Source organism: Collinsella aerofaciens, from assembly GCF_028209395.1.
Taxonomy (GTDB): Bacteria; Actinomycetota; Coriobacteriia; order Coriobacteriales; family Coriobacteriaceae; genus Collinsella; species Collinsella aerofaciens_AZ.
Window position 1 is genome coordinate 56,042 of record NZ_JAQLDQ010000008.1, and the last position, 17,273, is coordinate 73,314.

A 17,273-nucleotide genomic window follows, 5' to 3' on the forward strand; every position below is an offset into this window, starting at 1 on the left:
GTGCGTGACATGGTGGCTTGTAAGGGGGTATCGACGTTGGTCGGTACCCCCTATATTGTTTGCCGGTATAAAGACCGTCCACCAGGTCGCTTTAAACTAAAAGGCCCCCGAGCACTTTAATAAGCTGCTCGGGGGCCTTGTTGCTAATGGCCGGATGAATTTCTAGCCAACAGTATCGTCAGGCGTGGGCGAGGGGTCGGGAGTGGGCGTAGGCGTGGGCGTGGGCGTGCCGCCATCGCCGCCGGTCGAACCACCAGTGGAACCGCCCGTCGAGCCACCGGTCGTACCGGTGTCGCCGGTGGTGTCGCCGCCCGTAGTCTCGGTGGTCGTGGTCGTCGTGGTAGTCGTCGTGGTGGTTTCCTCTTCGTCCTCGTTCTCGTCCTTGTCGTCGATCTCCGTCTTCTTGGTGTTGTTGGTGCCGTAGAACTTCCAGACGCTGTTGTTCTTGTAGGTGGGCGCCGTTCCGGTCGCAAACTCCTCGCGCTCGGTACCGGTCAGAACGGTGTTCATAAACCGCTTAAAGACAGGCAGGTTGGTGCTGTCGCCCAGCAGGTCCGTGCCGTATTTTTGGATGGGGATCTCACCTGCGGAATAGCCGGTCCACAGGGCGCACGCCAGCTGCGGGGTATAGCCGCAGAACCACAGGTTGGTGGTGTTGTCGGTGGTGCCCGTTTTGCCGGCATAGGGCTGGTTGACGCTCAGGGCGCCGGCAGCACCCGTACCGCCGCCCTTCATGACGCCGGACAGAACATCGGTGACCGCGGCGGCCTCGCCCTCGGTAAGCACCTGTGAGGGATTGTCGGTGTGCTGGTACAGCACCGAACCGGTACGAGAGTCAATCTCGGTGATGGCGATCGGCTGGCGATAGTAGCCGCCGTTGGCAAACGTCGCGTAGGCGGCGGCCATCTCGAGCGGCGAGATCGAGCCGGTGCCGAGGGTCATGACGGGAACGTCCTCGATGTTGTCCTTGGCGGGATCGATGCCGAGCTTTTTGACGAGCGAGATGATCTTGCTGTTGCCGACGGCTTCCGCCACCTGGATGTAGCCGGTGTTGGAGGAGTATGCCGTTGCCTGCTTAAGCGTGATGTTGCCATAGCTATGGTTGGCGTAGTTTTGGACCTCGGTCGTGGTGCCCTTGGCCTTGAGCGGCGAGTTGCAGTTGAGGGTGACGTTGGGGTTCATGCCGTTTTGGATGGCAGTTGCCAGCGTAAAGGCCTTAAAGGTGGAGCCGACGGGGCGCTTGGCCGTGGCATGGTTTACGTGGTTCTCGTCGGCGTTGTAGTCGTAGCCGCCCACCATGCACTTGATGTAGCCGGTCTTGGGGTCGACGACGACCATGCCCATGTCCAGGCCGTCGAGTGAGAGCGTGTCGAGCTGCTCGCGGACGGCATTCTCTGCCACCTGCTGCATCGTGGGGTCGATGGTGGTCTTGACGGTCAGGCCGCCCTTAAAGAGCACGTCGGTCGAGAACTCCTGCTCCAGCAGCTGCTTGACATAGGCGACAAAGTAGGGCTGCGAGTATACGTCAACGCCGCTGCCCGAGATTTCGGTCACGTTGAGGGTGATGGGCTCGGCCTGTGCGGCATCGTGCTCCTCCTGCGTGATGTGGCCCAGGCGCAGCATGTTGTCGAGGACCTTGTTGCGACGGGACAGCGCTAGGTCGGGGTTGACCGTGGGGTCGTACTGCGAGGGCGAGTTGGGGAGGCCGATCAACAGTGCGGCCTCGCTCAGGGTGAGATCGGCGGCGCTCTTGGACAGATAGGTCTCGGCTGCGGCCTCGATGCCGTAGGCGCCGTGGCCGTAATAGATGGTGTTGAGGTACATCATGAGGATCTCGTCTTTGGAGTACATGTCCTCCATCTTGACGGCGATGTAGGCCTCGCGCACCTTGCGCTCGATGGTCGAGTCGAACTGCTCCTCCTGCAGGATGGTGTTGCGCACCAGCTGCTGGGTGATCGTCGAGGCGCCTTCGTGCCCGCCGCCGAGGGTTGCCACCGCAGCACGCGCGATACCCCACAGGTCGATACCGCCGTGCTCGTAGAAGCGCTCGTCCTCGACGTCAACGGTGCCCTGCAGCACGTAGGGGGAGACCTCGTCCTTGGTGATGGACTTACGGTTTTGCGTGTAGAAGCTCGCGATCTTGTTGCCGTTGCAGTCGACGATCTCGGTGGGCTCGCTCACCAGATACGCGTTGGCGTCGGTGTAGTCGGGCAGATCGGACAGCCAGCGGTTGACGTTGCCGACCATGCCGATGCCAAACGCCACGCCCGCAATCAGCAGAAAGCCCAAAAACGAGAGCAGGATTATGGGCAGGGCATGCGTCTTTGAACGGCTGCGTCCCTGTCGTTGGCGAGGACCCATATATTGACCTCCAGGTATGTCGTGCCGGACGGTAGATGTGCCGTCGAGGCAGGATGAACATAAGTTATTACACGATAAACCAAACGGGGCGCGCGAGGCCTCGTGTATGCTGGAAGACGGCATTTTTCAAAGTGAATGCATACCTTGGTAAGGAGTTTGCCGATGGCGATTCGGGCGATGGGGCCGAGCGGACAATACGAGACTGGATTGGATGCTGCCGGTGCGGCGCTGCCCGAGCTGCTGGCGCCGGCGGGCGGGCTCGACCAGATGCTTGCGGCCATCGCCGCGGGTGCCGATGCCATCTACGCGGGGTTGGGCGGCTTTAACGCCCGCGTGAGCGCGCATGGCTTTACGGATGACGAGTTTGCGCGCGGCTGCGCCGTGGCGCATGCCCATGGCGTGCGCGTGTACGTGACGCTCAACGTGTTCGTGTTTGACGATGAGCTGTCCGATGCGGTGGCGCTGGGAGCTCATGCACTGGAGCTGGGCGCCGATGCTCTGATTGTGGCCGATGCCGGGTTGGCCTGCGCGCTGAGCGCGGCGATTCCCGGGGTCGAGATTCACCTGTCTACGCAGGCGGGCGTTCATAGCGAAGGCGCCGTGCGGCTTGCCGCCGATGAGCTGGGGGTCGAGCGTGTGACGACGGCGCGCGAGCTGACGGTCGACGAGATTGCGGCGCTATGTGCCACGGGCGTGCCCATCGAGGTATTCTGCCACGGTGCGATTTGCATCGGTTATTCTGGGGCGTGCGAGTTCTCGGCCCTGCGGCGTGGACGCTCGGCGATGCGCGGCGACTGCACGCAGCCGTGCCGTCTGGCGTACGACCTGGTGGACGAGGCGGGGCAGAGCGTTGTCGCCGTCGAGGGAGATCGCCTGCTGTGCCCGCGTGACTATCTGGGTATTGCGCATCTGCCCGAGCTTGTAGATGCCGGCGTGGCGTCGCTCAAGATCGAGGGGCGCATGAAGAACCCCGATTACGTATTCAACGTGGTGCGGGTGTGGCGCCGGGCACTCGATATGCTGCGCGACGGCGCGTGGGACCCCGATGTCGTGGAAGAGCTTGAACGCGAGCTGGGAAGGTCGTTTAACCGTGGGTTTACCGATGCGTACCTGCGAGGGCGTTCGGGTGCCGAGCTCATGAGCTTTGAGCGCGCAATTAACCAGGGCGTGCGCGTGGGGCGTTTGGTCGCTGTGGGCCACGAAGAGGTGACCGTTGAGCTCGACGCCGCCGTGGCGGCGGGTGACACGCTCGAGATTCGGTTCTATCCGGGTGTCGACGCGCGTCCCGATGTGCCCAAGCGCTGGCCGCAGGTGCCCTGCCCGGTGGATGCCGCAGCGGGGAAGCGCGTCGTCGTGCATTGCAAGCGTAAGGTGGACGCGGGCTGCGAGGTGTACCTGATTCGCAGCGCCGGCGTGTTGGATCAGACGGCGGCGGTGTTGGAGCGCATGCGGGCCGAGGCGGATGCGATTGCGCCCGTTGCGCGTGCCGTTGAAGTGCTGCCCTTTGAGGGCGTTGCGGTGGATGGCGGTGCATCGACGGAGTTGGTGGAGTGCGCGGCTCCCACTCGCATGGTTTTTGCTTGGCAGCTGATGGATGCCGACCCGTGCGGAGAACTCGATTTGTCCGACGCCGTTGTGGTGCTTGACGAGGTGTGCCGCGCGAGTGACGCTGACTGGACCCGCTCACTGATGCAGCGTGCCGGGCGCGTCGTCTGCCGCAACCTGGGACAGGTGGTGATCGCTCGCGAGCTGGGCGTGACTTTTGACGTGGCGGCGCCGGTGTTCTGCGCGAATCGGGCCACGCTTACCTGGCTGCGCGGACTCGGTGCGGGGCGGGTGTACTTGCCGGCCGAGTTGCTCGGCAATGATGCGGAGCGTATTGCCGAACTGGCTGCTGAACCCGGCGTCTTGGGTCCGGTCGACGCCGACCGTCCCGAGCTTATGGTGTGCGAGCACTGCCTGCTGACCGCCGAGGGCGTCTGCGCCACCGATGCGACGGGACAGGTCCGTTGCCGCGACTGCTTGCGTCGTCGGCAGGCACGCTATCTGGTCGAGCGTGACGGTACACGTCTGCCAGTTGCCATTGACGCATGCGGCAGGACGAGGATTTTCCTGTCGTAGGTGCCGCGTCGCGTCAGTTTGTTATCATAAGAGAGTTTATGGACTTCCAGCACCGCCGTTTTCGGCGAGGGTGCTATAGCAAAAGGAGGATACCCAATGCTGTCTGTTGACGAGCAAATGCGTATCATCACCTCGGGCGCCGCGCAGATCGTTCCCGAGGCCGACCTTCGCAAGAAGCTTGAGAAGGGCGAGCCCCTCAACATCAAGCTCGGCGTCGACCCCACCAGCCCCGACCTGCACCTGGGCCACGCCGTGCCGCTGCGTAAGATGCGTCAGTTCCAGGACCTGGGCCACAACGTCACCCTCATCATCGGCAACGGTACCGCGTTGATTGGCGACCCTTCGGGCAAGAATTCCACCCGTCCGCAGCTTTCGCAGGAGCAGATCGAGGCCAATGCCGAGACCTACGTGAGCCAGGCCATGAAGATCCTTGATCCCGAGAAGACCACCATCGTGCACAACGGTGACTGGATCCTTTCGATGGATCTGGCCGGTCTGCTGCAGGTGTGCTCCAAGTTCACCGTCGCCCGCATCCTCGAGCGCGACGACTTTACCAAGCGCTACCAGTCTCAGACGCCGATCGCCCTGCATGAGTTCCTGTATCCCGTGATGCAGGCTTTCGACTCCGTGCAGATCAAGGCCGACGTCGAGATGGGCGGCACCGATCAGCTCTTCAACCTGCTCGCTGGCCGTGAGCTCATGGAGAAGATGGGCATGGAGCCGCAGATCGCGCTCACCATGCCGCTGCTCGAGGGTACCGACGGCGTGCGCAAGATGTCCAAGTCATACGGCAACTACATCGGCCTGACCGACGCGCCCAAGGACATGTTCGGCAAGACCATGTCCATCCCCGACGAGATGATCGGCAAGTACTATCGTCTGGCCAGCTCGCTCACCCCGGCCGAGGTCGACAAGATCGACGCCGCCCTGGCCGACGGCTCTGCCGATCCCTATGAGCTCAAGCGCGCTCTGGGTCGCGACCTGTGCGACACCTACCATGGCGCCGGCGCCGGCGACGAGGCTCAGGCCGAGTTCGACCGTGTGTTCAAGGAGGGCCAGCTTGCCGACTTCCCCGAGAAGCACGTTGAGCTGACCGTCAACGACGAGGGCCAGATTTACCTCGCTGGCCTGCTCAAGGACCTGGGCCTTTCGGCCAGCGCCGGTCAGGCCCGCCGCGACATCGACGGCGGCGGCGTCAAGATCAACGGCAAGGCTGTGGCTCCCAAGAGCTACAACATCGATCCGAGCGCCCTCAAGCTGGGCGACACCCTCTCCGTGGGCAAGCGCAAGGGCTTTAAGTTGGTCTAACGAGCGAGTTGACCTCACAAGTGCAATAAGGCCGCAGCCGGGAATCCCGACTGCGGCCTTTTTGGTTGCGACGATCCCTTGGGGACGGAGGGATCATTTGGCGGTGCCGTTAAGCGGAAGGGGTGTTAGCGGGACTTTCTTTTTGGCATACAATGGCTATTGGCTTGCTGCGGTGAAGGTCTGTCCGCTCCGCAGCTTTTTTCTACGGTTAAAGGAGTATGTATGTCCGTTGAGGTCATGAGGTCTGTGATCGATGCTGCCGAGGGGCGCGTGCCCGTCGACACGCTGTTTACCAATGCGCAGATCGTCGACGTGTATGGCCAGCGTGTGGCGCCCGGTAGCGTTGCCGTCAAGGACGGTGTGATCGTCGGCGTGCTCTACGATGGTCGCGACGATGCTGCTGGCACCTACGAGGCAACTGAGGTCATCGACTGCCAGGGTCGCTATCTCGCTCCCGGTTTTATTGACGGGCATTTGCATATCGAGTCCTCGAACATCCGTCCCGCCGAGTATGCTCGCATGGCCGCGACGCGCGGTACTACCACCGCCATTGCCGACAGCCACGAGATTGCCAATGTTGCCGGTCTCGACGGCTTGCGCTTTATGATCGAGGACGGCCGCCGCGCACCCATCTCCATCAAGTACATGATGCCTTCGTGCGTGCCCGCGCTGCCCGACGAGCAGGCCGGTGCCGTTATTTCGGCTGCCGATATGCAGGCGTTTTTTGCCGAGCATCCGGGCGATGTCTTTGGCCTGGGCGAAATGATGAACCTTCCGGGCGTTTTTATGGCCGATCCCGAGACCTGTGCTCGCATCGATGCCGCTAACCAGACGCCGTCCAAGCAAGTCGACGGTCATGCGCCGCTCGTTGCCGGCAAGGACCTCAATGCCTATGCCGCGGCGGGTATTATCGCCGACCACGAGTCGACGATTCCCGAGGAGGCGCTCGATAAACTGTCCCGCGGCATGTATGTGATGCTGCGCGAAGGTACGTGTAGCCACGACTTGGCCAACCTGTCGCCGATGCTGCTAGAGAATCCCGCGCGCGCCCGCCGCTGCTGCTTCGCGACCGACGACCGCGCCCCTTCCGATGCGCTTGCGACCGGCATGATCGACAATGCCTGCCGCGCGGCTATCGAGGCCGGCATCGACCCCGTGGTCGCTATCTCTATGGCGTCCCTCTCCACGGCCGAGGCGTTTGGCCTGGACCACGGTTGCCGCGACCCACACGAGCTGCGTGGTGCGATTGCCCCGGGCAAGCGTGCCGACCTGCTGGTGCTCAACGACCTGACGTTTGCCACGGCTCCGCATCGCGTGTATGCCGCCGGCGCGCTCGTGGCACAGGACGGCACTTTTGTGGGCGAGATTGCACCCGAGATGGCCGAGGTCGCGGCCCTTGCCGATGAGCTACGCGCCTCCGTTAAGCTGCCGAAGCTTTCGCTCGACGTATTCGACTATGCCTTTAAGCCGGGCGAGGCCGTGATTGACGTGGTGCCGGGCAAGGCCATCACGGGCATGGTTCGCCCCAAGAACACCGAGGGCCTGCGCCGCATTATGCTGATTGAGCGCCATGGCCGCGGCGTGTCGCTGCAGGCCGAGGGCGCCGACGGCGACGGCCCCGCTGGCCTGGGCCTGGTCGGCAAGCATATCGGTCGCGGCTGGGTGCGCGGCTTTACCATCACCGGTGGCGCCATTGCCTCCACGATCGGCCACGACTCGCACAACGTGTGCGTGGTGGGCGACAATGCGGCGGATATGATGGCTGCCGTTGAGGCCGTGGGCCAGGGCGGCCACGTGCTGGTGCGCAACGGCGAGGTCGTGGCGCGCATTCCGCTGGCGCTCGGCGGCCTGATGAGCGAGGGCGCTGCCGAAGACGTTGCGGCGCAGCACGACGACTTTATGGTCAAGGCGCGCGCCATGGGCATCGAGCCGCCGCTCGACCCCATCATGGGCATCATCTTCCTGCCCCTGCCGGTGATCCCGACGCTCCGCATCCGTCCCGAGGGCATGTTCGACGTCACAACCTTCACCTACGCCGACTAGTCATCAGGGACGTTCTTAAACGACTAGCCGTTGGGGACACTCTTTGGCGGGCTGCCTGACGTCGCGACCGTGGGGCCTCTGGCGCGCGTGAGCTATTTGCTAGGTCCATGTAACGTTTATAACTACGGGGTCTTATTCGAGCTCCCTTTGGGTACGGTGTTTTCAGATATACATCTGTTTTCACTACTAAGCCCGAAGGGAGCTTTTCTATGTTTAAACTGATTGCATCCGATATGGACGGCACACTGCTTGACGAAAACGGCCAGGTGCCTCCCGAGACCTACGAACTGATTCTGGCGCTACACGAGCATGGCGTGCATTTCGCCGCATCGTCAGGTCGTCGCTACGATCGCCTGTGCGAGTTCTTTGCGCCCGTTCGCGACAAGATGGACTTTGTCGCCGCTAACGGCGCCCAAGTCTACGCCGACGGTAAGATGGTAGACCGTGAGGTGTATTCCCACCTGGCGATTCGAAGGCTCGCCCAAGCCGTCAGGACGTTTCCCAATCTGCATCTTGCGCTCTTTGACCGAACCAAGTCCTTCCTGCTCGATGACGAGTGCAAGTTCGTGCGTGAGGTCGATAAGGACCTTCCCAATGCCGAGCGTATTTGGGAGCTGCCCGATCCCAGCGTAAATATCATCAAAGCGAGTATCTTTTGCGACGACAGTGCGGTTATGGACAGTGCGTACGTGCTACAGCGCGAACTTGGTCAGCTCTTTACTTTTGCGCCTTCGGGCAACGCGTGGATCGATGCCATGCAGCCTGGTGTATCGAAGGCCTCGGGTATCGCGCAGCTCGCGGAGCATTACGGCATTGATCGCGACGAGGTCATAGCGTTTGGCGACTCGATGAACGACTACGAGATCATTCGCTTTGTCGGCACGGGCTGCGCGATGGAAAACGCGCGCCCCGCGCTTAAGGCGGTGGCCGATCGCGTGGTGGGTTGTAACCGCGACCACGCCGTCCAGCAGGAGCTCCGCCACGTTCTGGAGAGCCTCGCCTAATCCGGCAGTTGGGGACGTTCCTTTTCTGCCGGCAGCTGGGGACAGTCCTTGCAGCTTTTTCGCGAAGAGTGTCCCCAACGACTACTGTGACTGGGGCAGCTAATTTGGGACGGGGCTATTTTAGCTACCCCACACAAGCGGGCAGCTAAAATAGCCCCGTCCCAAATTAGCTGCCCTGCCGGGTTGCTGCTGCTAGGCGAGGGCAGCCATGATGGTGCGGGCGACGCCGTCGTGGTCGTTGTCGAACTCGGTGATGGCGTCGGCGGCGTCGCGGTCCTCGGGCTCGGCGTTGATCATGGCCATGCCGTGGCCCGCTGCCTGCAGCATGGGGATGTCGTTGATGTTGTCGCCGAACGCCCAGGCGTCGACGAGACGCTCGCCCAGGTGCTCGCATAGCCACGTGAGGGCCGTTCCCTTGGTGGCGCCCTCACCCATGACCTCGATATTCATGGCGTAAGAACGCGTGACCTCAATGCCTCCGAGCGTGTCGAGCTCAGCCGCGATGGCGTCGCGATCGGCCGGGTCGTGCCAGTACATGGCGATGCGTTCGAGCGTCTCGACCCCGTCGATCTTACTGTCGATATCCATGTCGATCGGTGTTCGTGTGCGCTTGAGCGAAGCCGCGATGTGGGGGTCACCGCCGCAGAACTCATCCAGGCGCCCGTAAAGCGAGCGGGGGAGGAAGCACTGCCCATCCGCGAAGATATCGAAGGTCACATCGTGGCCGGCGGCGATGCGATGGACGCGATGGGCAATGCCGCGATCGAGCGGACGGCTCAAAATGCGCGTGGCGCGCGAGGCATCGTTGGGCACATCGTCGTCGAGCTGCCAGACGCTGGCGCCATTGGCGCAGACCGCGTAGTGCACGGCAGGATGGGCGAGGATGGGCTCAAAGACGCCCGACAGCGGACGCCCCGTGCACGGTACAAACTCAATGCTGCGACGTGCGAGCTCGTCGAGCATCGCCCAGGTGGCGTCGCCCATCTGCTTGTCGCTCGTCAACAGTGTTCCATCCATATCGGAAAAAACAATCATTCGATGCAGCCCTTTCTACTGGCATAAAAAGCGTGGCCGAGGGCGGTGATGCCCTGGTCACGCTCGAGTTCTATAACGGTCCGCGTCCTAGCGGTCGGCGATCGGCTTGTACTCCAGCGGCTCGATCACCGGACGATAGGCCGGGCGAATAATACGGTGCGCGCAGAAGAGCTCTTCCATGCGGTGTGCCGACCAGCCGGCCATGCGGGCGACGGCGAATAACGGCGTAAAAAGCGTCTCGGGCACGCCGAGCATCTTGTAGATAAAGCCCGTGTACAGGTCGATGTTGGCGCAGATGGGCTTGGTCATGCCGTGGTCGCGCATGACCTGGGGTGCCAGGCGCTCGATGCGCTCGATGAGCGCGAACTCTTCGCCCAGGTCCTTCTTGGCGGCAAGCGTGCGCGCGTAACGGCGGCAGACCTCGGCGCGCGGGTCGCTGAGCGTATAGACGGCGTGGCCCATACCGTAGATGAGGCCCGTGCCGTCGAAGGCCTGCTTGTCGAGGATCTTGCCCAGGTAGGCTGCGACCTCGTCCTCGTCCTCCCAGTTGGAGACATGCGCGCGGATGTCCTCGTGCATGGACACGACCTTGGCGTTGGCACCGCCGTGGCGCGGGCCCTTGAGCGAGCCGATAGCCGCGGCGTAGGCGGAATACGGGTCGGTGGCCGAAGACGACAGCACGCGGCAAGCGAAGGTGGAGTTGTTGCCGCCGCCGTGCTCGGCATGCAGCATGAGCATCACGTCGAGCAGCATGGCTTCGTCGCGGGTGAACGCCATGCCACCGCGCAAGACCTGTAGGATGGTCTCGGCGGTGGAGAGACCGGGCGTGGGGTGCGGCACGTGAACCTCGGAGCCGCGAAGCTTGGCGACCGAGGCCATGTGTGCGAAGGCGGCGATGCGCGGGAGACGTGCGAGCATGGAAATGGCGACGTCGATTTCGTGCTCGGGCGTGATCACGTCTGGTTCGGCATCGAAGGCGTAGAGCAACAGTACGGCGCGCTGGAGCACGTTCATGATGCTCGACGACACCGTGGTCATAGGGAACTCTTTAACGTACTCGTCACTCAGGTGTCTAAAGGCGCCCAGGCGCTCGCAAAAGCCGTCGAGCTCTTCCTTGTTGGGCAGCGAACCCGTGATAAGCAGATAGGCGACTTCCTCGTAGCCGTAGCGATTCTCGGCCTGGGCATTGTTGACCAGATCCTCGATGCTGTAGCCGCGAAGCGTGAGCTTGCCCTGATCGGGCACGACCTTTCCGTCGACCTTGTTGTAGCCGTGCACATCCGAGATACGAGTGAGGCCCGCGACCACGCCCGAGCCGTCGGCATTGCGCAGGCCGCGCTTGACATTGTGCTCTTCGAACAAGCCCTCGTCATAAGGGTCGGTCGGCAGGCCGTGGTAGAGGCTTTCGCTCTCAGACGAAATCTGGCGGCTTGCTTCGTAATCCAGAACCAGTCGGCTCAAGTGGTCATCGAAGCGGTAATAGATTTTCTTGGCGTCGTAGGCCATGTGCGCTCCTCTCCGGGCCGTGTGGGGGCGGCGTGCTTGAGTGCAGATGCGCCGGCCTGTTCCTGCACGGCCTGTTCGCTACAGGCGGTACATAAAGTTAAAGACGTCCTCGCGCTGGATGGACACGTTGACGCCCGAAAGCTCGCCGGCCTCGGCCAGGGCCTCCTGCAGCTCAGCGAAGTCGAGCTTGGACTCGGCGGTATCGGCCAGCATGGTCATGGTGAAGATGTCCTCGATAATGGACTGCGTGATGTCGCGGATGTCGACGTTGGCCTCGCCCAGGACACGGGTGACGCCGGCGACGATGCCGGGGCGGTTCTTGCCAAGGACGGTGATGACGATACGGGAGGACGAGATCTCGGCCATGGGAAACCCTTTCGCGTGATTGCGGCGCGCGCGGGGCGCTCCGCTACGGTACAGTGTTCATCATTGTACCTGTCTGGCGCAAAAAAGGCGCGCTCGCTGCGGCGTTACATGCCTGCAACATGAGCGTAAGGGGGAAGGCCGTACGGGGAAGAGCCGTCTGGCGCGTGTCCGGCTCGTGTTGGGTTGATTTCCGATCTCAGCCGAACACATTGAGCGGACAGGCCGTTCCCGCAGTCAGCCGAACGCCTCCGACGGCTGATTCCGAACTGGAAGCGGAGGGCATCCCCGCCCTTCGGTAGGGGATACCGCTCCGCGGCGCATGCCGCGGGCGGCGCCCCTATCGGACCACCGTGACCTCAGTTGGGATGGGCCCAGCACTGCCGCGTACTCGGTGAGCTAGAGCCAACTGTTCGTCTTCACGTCGCGTATGGCGATATTTCGGTCGTCCGGCTCGGTGATGCCGTAGCCGAACGCCTGGAGCGTCTCGATGGACTCCTGGATCCTCTGTTGGAACATGGGACCCGGATCGACCCTCGGCCCGAGGTGCCCGCGCCAAAGGCACGGCGTGGCGCGCAGCATGTTATGGATTTTGGAGATGGGCTCGATGTCGGCGTAGACGTTGAGCGTCGCCATGGCGTCCTTGTGGCCGAGGATCGATTGAAGCGCCTTGATATCGCCGCCTTGGCGGATCCACTGCGTTGCGAACGTGTGGCGAAGGCCGTGGAACGTGATCAGCTCGTCGTTGGTGCCCATGAGGCCGTTGGTCTCCGAGAACGTCTTGAACGCCCTGCGGATATAGCTTGTCGTCGCGAAGGTCGCGCCCGGCTCCGACAGGATGTAGCAGTCCCCGATCTCGACCGCCCCGGTAAGGCCGCGCAAGCGCAGCTTTCCGCAGTCGATCTCGTGGGTCTCCTTCAGGAAGGGGAGTAGGCCGACCGGGTCGATGGGGATACCCCTGGCGTCATGGGTCTTGGTGTCCTTGATGAACGAACCCATTCCCTTCGCGTACGCCACCGAGTGTCTGATCGAGATCAGGCCCGTCTCGAAATCCACATCGCACCACCGAAGGCCGCAGACCTCGCCGATTCGCATCCCCGTGTGCAGGGCGAGTACGACCGCCCTCTAATCCTCGGCGGACCAATCGAGTCCGAACTCCTTTCGGGCATCCTCTTCGCTCATGACTTCGAGAAGGTCTCCGGGTTGGCAACGAAGGGCGAGGCATAGCTGCTCGAGTGTGTTGAAGCGAATGCCGCGAATATGCCCTTTTTTAATACGGGACAGGTTCACGGGCGTGGTTCCAATCCTTTCGGCAAGTTCGTTCGAGGAAATCTTTCGCTCGGCCATGATCTTGTCGAGGCGAACAATTACGGGCATGGCGTTTCCTTACGCAATCTCGTCGGAGTCGAGGTACAGCTCTCGGGCGTACAAGAAGAGCTGGGAAAGCATGAACAGGACGATGCCGAGAACCAGAGAGGTCCAATCGAATGATGAAGCGATCTCTTGGGCGCCGACGGCCCCCTCGCCGCCAAACATCGAAACGGAGGTTTTGAGTGAGCCGGCGTAGAGGCTGGTGGCAGCTTGAACAACGAAGAGAATGCCGAGCACCTTCAAGCATGTCGCAGACCCTTTCTTGAAGGGGTCTCCGCTCTTGATCGTCCACACGAGAACGGCGCTGAGGATGGTCGTAGCGATACCGATGACGGCAGGGACCAATGTCGAGATCGCAAGGGCTGGATACGCGGGGGAGTCTGCAATTACAGGGTTGTCGAGCACTTCGATTGCTGGCTTTAAGGAGAACGCCACTTGTGCGATGGCGGTGGCGCAAAGGGTCGCAGAGGCTATCGCACATGCGATGCGGAAGGAATGAAGCCGGGGAGTGCGATTGTCGGAACTCATAATAACCTCCGAAGAATTTAAAAAACTCAGGTTACTTTTTAACAGTTTATGTTAAATTGACTTTGCAGGCAAGTAATCACAGCATGCTGCAACCGAAACCCCTCTAGATTGGAGAGGATTATGTTCAGTACTGTTAAGTCGTGTAAGCTCTTGGTTTTCCTCGGCCTCGCTCTTTGTCTGTTGCTGCCGGGAGCCCCCGCTTTTGCGGATACCCCGATGCCTCCTTCCCAGGAGAGCAGCCAGTGTGCCCTCGTTGAGCCCCTCGGGTATACGGACGACGTCGTCGATACCTACTGGAGCTACAGCTGTCCTCGCGGCGTAAGCGGGCACAGCATCTCGATGTTCAACATCTCTTACAAGACGATCTCCTACCGAAATGGCTATCGCCGATCCGCGCATCATAGGGAATCCCGCCTCGCTGCAATGTGCTCCTGTGGTGTTCTTGGCACAACTGATAAATGGCAATTTGTCTATAGCACCTACTAGATGCGAGGAAGGGCCGAGCATTTTGTTCGGCCCCTCTGTTCCGACTGGATGAGGTTAAGGTTGGCGATGAATATGCTCAAAATCTCGAAGGCGATCTTTAGGTCGCTTCTCTCCTCCAGGTCGCTCTGTGTTGTCGTTGTTGCGTTGATGGTTCTTTGTGCTCTGCCCGTCTTCAGGAGCGCGGCTGGCATCGACGGACGGGTCGAATACCTCGAGTCGGGAATAACCCGTGTTGAGCAGGAATTGTCAGCATCCTATGCGGATGCGCTTGTGAATGCGGGGGAGGACGGTGTCTATACCTCTTCATCAAGCATGCCCGCGCTTCTGTACCCTCTTGCCGCGGGACGTCTTATCTTGGCACCGCTCTCTCCCCTACTTCCGTTTCTGCAGATATCGGATGGAGAGTACACCTATTATGACGGATCGAAGGAGTACTTGCTATGGGTCGCAACGGCCGTTGCCGTCTCGTTCCTTGCCGCGCGTCTTAACAAACGTGAAAAGCTCATCATCCAGGCACCGATGGGCGAGCTGGGTAGACTTGTTGCATCGAGCGTATGGGCGAGTGTTTTTGCAATGCTTGCCGTCCTCGCCATCAATCTTCCAGGGATAATCGCCGCGCTTGTGAAGAATGGCCCGGGCTCGCCGTTCTATCCGATAGGCTACATTCAATATGCGACTCCGGTTATCAAACCGGCTTGGCTGGTGTTCGCGCAGACGGCCATCTTGCAATTCTTGGTGGCAGCGTTCATCTCGCTTGTCGTTCACCTTGCCGTGAAGATTGCCAATAACCCTACGCTTGGAATCGTGTTCGTATGTGCCCTGATGGGGGTGACGATGGTTCCCGGGTATTACGGAAGATCCATCGCTTTACGTGAGTTCGCCCTGTTGAATCCCCTTACGTATGCGAACACTGAGTTGACCGTCGGCGCCTATAGCCCGTACCCGACAACGCAGATAGTGAATCTGCCTGGACTTTGCTTCGAGCGTGGCGCGATTGCCCTCGTATGCGCAATCGGGATCGAGGTGCTGGCAATTAGCCTGCTTTGCGTTGCTGGAAAGAGCGGCTGCGCGTGCCCGATATCCCCGATTTGTCTTGAGAGAGGTTCCTTCACTGCATCGAGAACGGCAACTCGTTCGAGCGCTTGTGCCTCCGCCGTTGCATACGTAAGAACGATGGGGAAACTGCTCCTGCGTTCTCCTACCCTCGCCGTATGCGCGATTGCAATGTCGACGACGATGCTGGCCCCGGCTCTGGTCGAGATGTTTCCTGACGCTGATAACGTTTCCGCTGTTCGGTATAGGGATGGGGAGCTCCGTTCAATAGATCGGTATCTAGAGCAGAACGCTGCGAATATGGACGTCGAGGGCAAAGCGGCCCTGGAAGACATGCGGGATGCTCTTTCGGGTTTCGTGTACGCGCCTATGCCTGCGGAGGGGTTTCGAAGCCTTGCGACGTACGAGCGCGCTCGAGGTGAGCTGGGCGCGGCAGATGCGACTCTCCTGCAATCGATCGGAATCGAGCCGGAGACTCCTTCTCGTGCGGAGGCGCGCGCCCTTCTGCTTGAGTCGATCGCGAGCTTGCCGGAACCCAAGGTTTACGAGTTAAGTACGAAGATGCCCCCATTAATCCTCCTTTCGTATCTCCAGGCAGCGCTTCCCTCCTTATTTTTGCTGTTGCCCGTGGTTGTCACATCGCTCGCGTGCACCCACCTGCAGTGTCGTTCCCTTCTGGTTCTCCAGATCCCCGCAACAGCGCATGTGCGTTTTCTGACGGCTGTTGCGCTGGCTCTCCTGCTTGGCTTGGTGCTGCTTTTGGTGTCGATGGTTCCCGCTGTCGTTGTGTCCGTGATTAAGAACGGTGCGGGTGGATCGGAGTATCCCGTCGCTCTCATTCGGGCGGGAGCTTCGACAACGTCCATGGTGGGGGAGGCGGTGTTGTGCAGTATTCCGTTGCTGGTCATGGCATACGGCGTGATTTCCGTCGTCGCTGCGTTGACAGCAGCGATTAGCCGCAACCCCGTTGTCACCGGAATGGTTTGCGCGGTTCTCTTGGTGTTGGGTTCGTTGAGCGCTCATGTTGAAAGCGTGGGCATGGGCGTCGCGCTGCTGGCTCCATTCGCCTCGTTTGATCCCGCTTCCCAGGTGGGGACGATTGGGTTCCTTGGGCGAGGGACGAACGCGATGCCTTTTGGAGAGGTCGTCGGCGCATCGGGCGCTCTGCTGGTGGTCTTGGGCGCCGTATCTCCGTTGATGGTGCGCCTGAGTGTTCCAAAGATCGAAAGGGGATGATCTCGATGATTGACCTTCAAACGCTGACGATCTCTTATGGAAAGAAGGTGCTCGTAGATTCGGTGAACGCTGAGTTTGCCCCGGGTACGGTCTACGGTCTCGTCGCTCCGAACGGGCATGGAAAGACGACGTTGCTGCGTGCGATGGCAGGTTTGCCGGGTCCTCGCGTGGACGGGAGCATCGTTCTGGATGAGGTGCAGGGTACGGGTGCGAGAGAGGTCCGTTCTATGATCTTCTATGCACCTGGTGAGGGGACGCTGCTGTATCCCGGATTGCGTGCGGAAGATCACCTCAAGATGGTTTGCGATATGTGGCCGCACGCTCGCGATATCGAAGAGATAGTGGAACAAACGCAGATAGGCGAGTTCGCGAAGATGAGGATCCGCACTCTGAGCCAGGGCATGAAGCAGCAGCTTACCCTGGCGATTGCGTATGCGACGGGCGCGCGGTACCTTCTATTAGATGAGCCCATGAACGCGCTCGACCCCAGCAGGGTGGACTTGCATTCCGAGATTCTCAGGAAGCTGGCCGATTCTGGTACGTGCATCATCATGTCATCCCACATCTTGGATTCGGTCGATAGGCTGTGCGATGAGATTCTGTTTTTGAAGGATGGGAGGCTCATTAGAAGCATTCCGCAAGATGATGCTGCGCCGAAGTCTCCTGGATCCCATTTCGCAAAGCCTGCCGGACGCGCCGAGGGTGCGCTAAGCACGTATCGGCGACTCTACGAAAAGGGCGGGTAGAAATGCAAGTTAAAAATCTATGTGGTCAATATGATGCCGTTGAACCCGCGTATCGATACCGCTCAGCCATTCGCCTCGCCCCCATCGCACGCATCTTCATTCGGCCTGTCAT

The 17,273-nt window shown here is 61.0% G+C and carries 13 protein-coding genes; 6 read left to right on the forward strand and 7 right to left on the reverse strand.

The window, feature by feature from the left end:
- Nucleotides 1-162: 162 nt before the first annotated feature.
- A complete protein-coding gene (locus PMW67_RS05045; RefSeq protein ID WP_271738909.1) occupies nucleotides 163-2,361 on the reverse strand; it encodes a transglycosylase domain-containing protein in 2,199 nt (732 codons plus the stop codon).
- Between the two features lie 162 nt (nucleotides 2,362-2,523).
- On the opposite strand from PMW67_RS05045, the gene PMW67_RS05050 reads away from it, so the two are divergent.
- The 4 genes from PMW67_RS05050 (at nucleotide 2,524) to PMW67_RS05065 (ending at nucleotide 8,837) form a co-directional block, all read left to right on the forward strand.
- Nucleotides 2,524-4,482: a U32 family peptidase gene (locus PMW67_RS05050; RefSeq protein WP_271738911.1), complete on the forward strand. Its 1,959-nt coding sequence runs from the start codon at nucleotides 2,524-2,526 to the stop codon at nucleotides 4,480-4,482.
- A 96-nt stretch (nucleotides 4,483-4,578) separates the two neighbouring features.
- Complete coding sequence (gene tyrS / locus PMW67_RS05055; protein ID WP_035137437.1) at nucleotides 4,579-5,790, forward strand: tyrosine--tRNA ligase; 1,212 nt, start codon at nucleotides 4,579-4,581, stop codon at nucleotides 5,788-5,790.
- A gap of 222 nt (nucleotides 5,791-6,012) precedes the next feature.
- Nucleotides 6,013-7,833, forward strand: coding sequence for an adenine deaminase (locus tag PMW67_RS05060; RefSeq protein ID WP_117773365.1), 1,821 nt, complete (start codon nucleotides 6,013-6,015; stop codon nucleotides 7,831-7,833).
- A gap of 209 nt (nucleotides 7,834-8,042) precedes the next feature.
- Nucleotides 8,043-8,837 (forward strand): Cof-type HAD-IIB family hydrolase, encoded by a 795-nt coding sequence (locus PMW67_RS05065; RefSeq protein ID WP_117773363.1) that lies wholly within the window; start codon nucleotides 8,043-8,045, stop codon nucleotides 8,835-8,837.
- Between the two features lie 192 nt (nucleotides 8,838-9,029).
- Here the strand turns inward: PMW67_RS05065 and PMW67_RS05070 are convergent, their stop codons facing one another.
- The 6 genes from PMW67_RS05070 to PMW67_RS05095 form a co-directional block, all read right to left on the reverse strand.
- The gene (locus PMW67_RS05070) at nucleotides 9,030-9,872 is read right to left on the reverse strand and encodes a Cof-type HAD-IIB family hydrolase (RefSeq protein WP_117773361.1); all 843 of its coding nucleotides are present in this window, start codon (nucleotides 9,870-9,872) and stop codon (nucleotides 9,030-9,032) included.
- Between the two features lie 87 nt (nucleotides 9,873-9,959).
- Complete coding sequence (locus PMW67_RS05075) at nucleotides 9,960-11,378, reverse strand: citrate synthase (protein ID WP_271738913.1); 1,419 nt, start codon at nucleotides 11,376-11,378, stop codon at nucleotides 9,960-9,962.
- Nucleotides 11,379-11,456: 78 nt separating this feature from the next.
- Nucleotides 11,457-11,744, reverse strand: coding sequence for an ACT domain-containing protein (locus tag PMW67_RS05080; protein WP_117839678.1), 288 nt, complete (start codon nucleotides 11,742-11,744; stop codon nucleotides 11,457-11,459).
- 396 nt (nucleotides 11,745-12,140) lie between these two features.
- The gene (locus PMW67_RS05085) at nucleotides 12,141-12,848 is read right to left on the reverse strand and encodes a site-specific integrase (RefSeq protein ID WP_255360342.1); all 708 of its coding nucleotides are present in this window, start codon (nucleotides 12,846-12,848) and stop codon (nucleotides 12,141-12,143) included.
- 18 nt (nucleotides 12,849-12,866) lie between these two features.
- Nucleotides 12,867-13,118 (reverse strand): helix-turn-helix domain-containing protein, encoded by a 252-nt coding sequence (locus PMW67_RS05090; protein ID WP_006235292.1) that lies wholly within the window; start codon nucleotides 13,116-13,118, stop codon nucleotides 12,867-12,869.
- 9 nt (nucleotides 13,119-13,127) lie between these two features.
- Nucleotides 13,128-13,640 carry a DUF2975 domain-containing protein gene (locus PMW67_RS05095; RefSeq protein ID WP_006235293.1) on the reverse strand — a complete coding sequence of 171 codons (513 nt, stop codon included), beginning with the start codon at nucleotides 13,638-13,640 and terminating at the stop codon, nucleotides 13,128-13,130.
- Between the two features lie 546 nt (nucleotides 13,641-14,186).
- Here PMW67_RS05095 and PMW67_RS05100 point away from each other — a divergent pair.
- Nucleotides 14,187-16,415, forward strand: a complete 2,229-nt coding sequence (locus PMW67_RS05100; RefSeq protein WP_271738914.1) for a hypothetical protein — start codon at nucleotides 14,187-14,189, stop codon at nucleotides 16,413-16,415.
- Nucleotides 16,416-16,420: 5 nt separating this feature from the next.
- Nucleotides 16,421-17,161: an ABC transporter ATP-binding protein gene (locus PMW67_RS05105; RefSeq protein WP_117769450.1), complete on the forward strand. Its 741-nt coding sequence runs from the start codon at nucleotides 16,421-16,423 to the stop codon at nucleotides 17,159-17,161.
- Nucleotides 17,162-17,273: the final 112 nt, after the last annotated feature.

Excerpts from the sequence above, each read along its gene's own strand:
- PMW67_RS05065 (WP_117773363.1), top strand. The coding sequence starts at position 8,043 with ATGTTTAAACTGATTGCATCCGATATGGACGGCACACTGCTTGACGAA.
- PMW67_RS05045 (WP_271738909.1), bottom strand. The coding sequence starts at position 2,361 with ATGGGTCCTCGCCAACGACAGGGACGCAGCCGTTCAAAGACGCATGCC.
- PMW67_RS05075 (WP_271738913.1), bottom strand. The coding sequence starts at position 11,378 with ATGGCCTACGACGCCAAGAAAATCTATTACCGCTTCGATGACCACTTG.
- tyrS (WP_035137437.1), top strand. The coding sequence starts at position 4,579 with ATGCTGTCTGTTGACGAGCAAATGCGTATCATCACCTCGGGCGCCGCG.
- PMW67_RS05060 (WP_117773365.1), top strand. The coding sequence starts at position 6,013 with ATGTCCGTTGAGGTCATGAGGTCTGTGATCGATGCTGCCGAGGGGCGC.
- PMW67_RS05070 (WP_117773361.1), bottom strand. The coding sequence starts at position 9,872 with ATGATTGTTTTTTCCGATATGGATGGAACACTGTTGACGAGCGACAAG.
- PMW67_RS05080 (WP_117839678.1), bottom strand. The coding sequence starts at position 11,744 with ATGGCCGAGATCTCGTCCTCCCGTATCGTCATCACCGTCCTTGGCAAG.
- PMW67_RS05105 (WP_117769450.1), top strand. The coding sequence starts at position 16,421 with ATGATTGACCTTCAAACGCTGACGATCTCTTATGGAAAGAAGGTGCTC.
- PMW67_RS05095 (WP_006235293.1), bottom strand. The coding sequence starts at position 13,640 with ATGAGTTCCGACAATCGCACTCCCCGGCTTCATTCCTTCCGCATCGCA.
- PMW67_RS05050 (WP_271738911.1), top strand. The coding sequence starts at position 2,524 with ATGGCGATTCGGGCGATGGGGCCGAGCGGACAATACGAGACTGGATTG.
- PMW67_RS05090 (WP_006235292.1), bottom strand. The coding sequence starts at position 13,118 with ATGCCCGTAATTGTTCGCCTCGACAAGATCATGGCCGAGCGAAAGATT.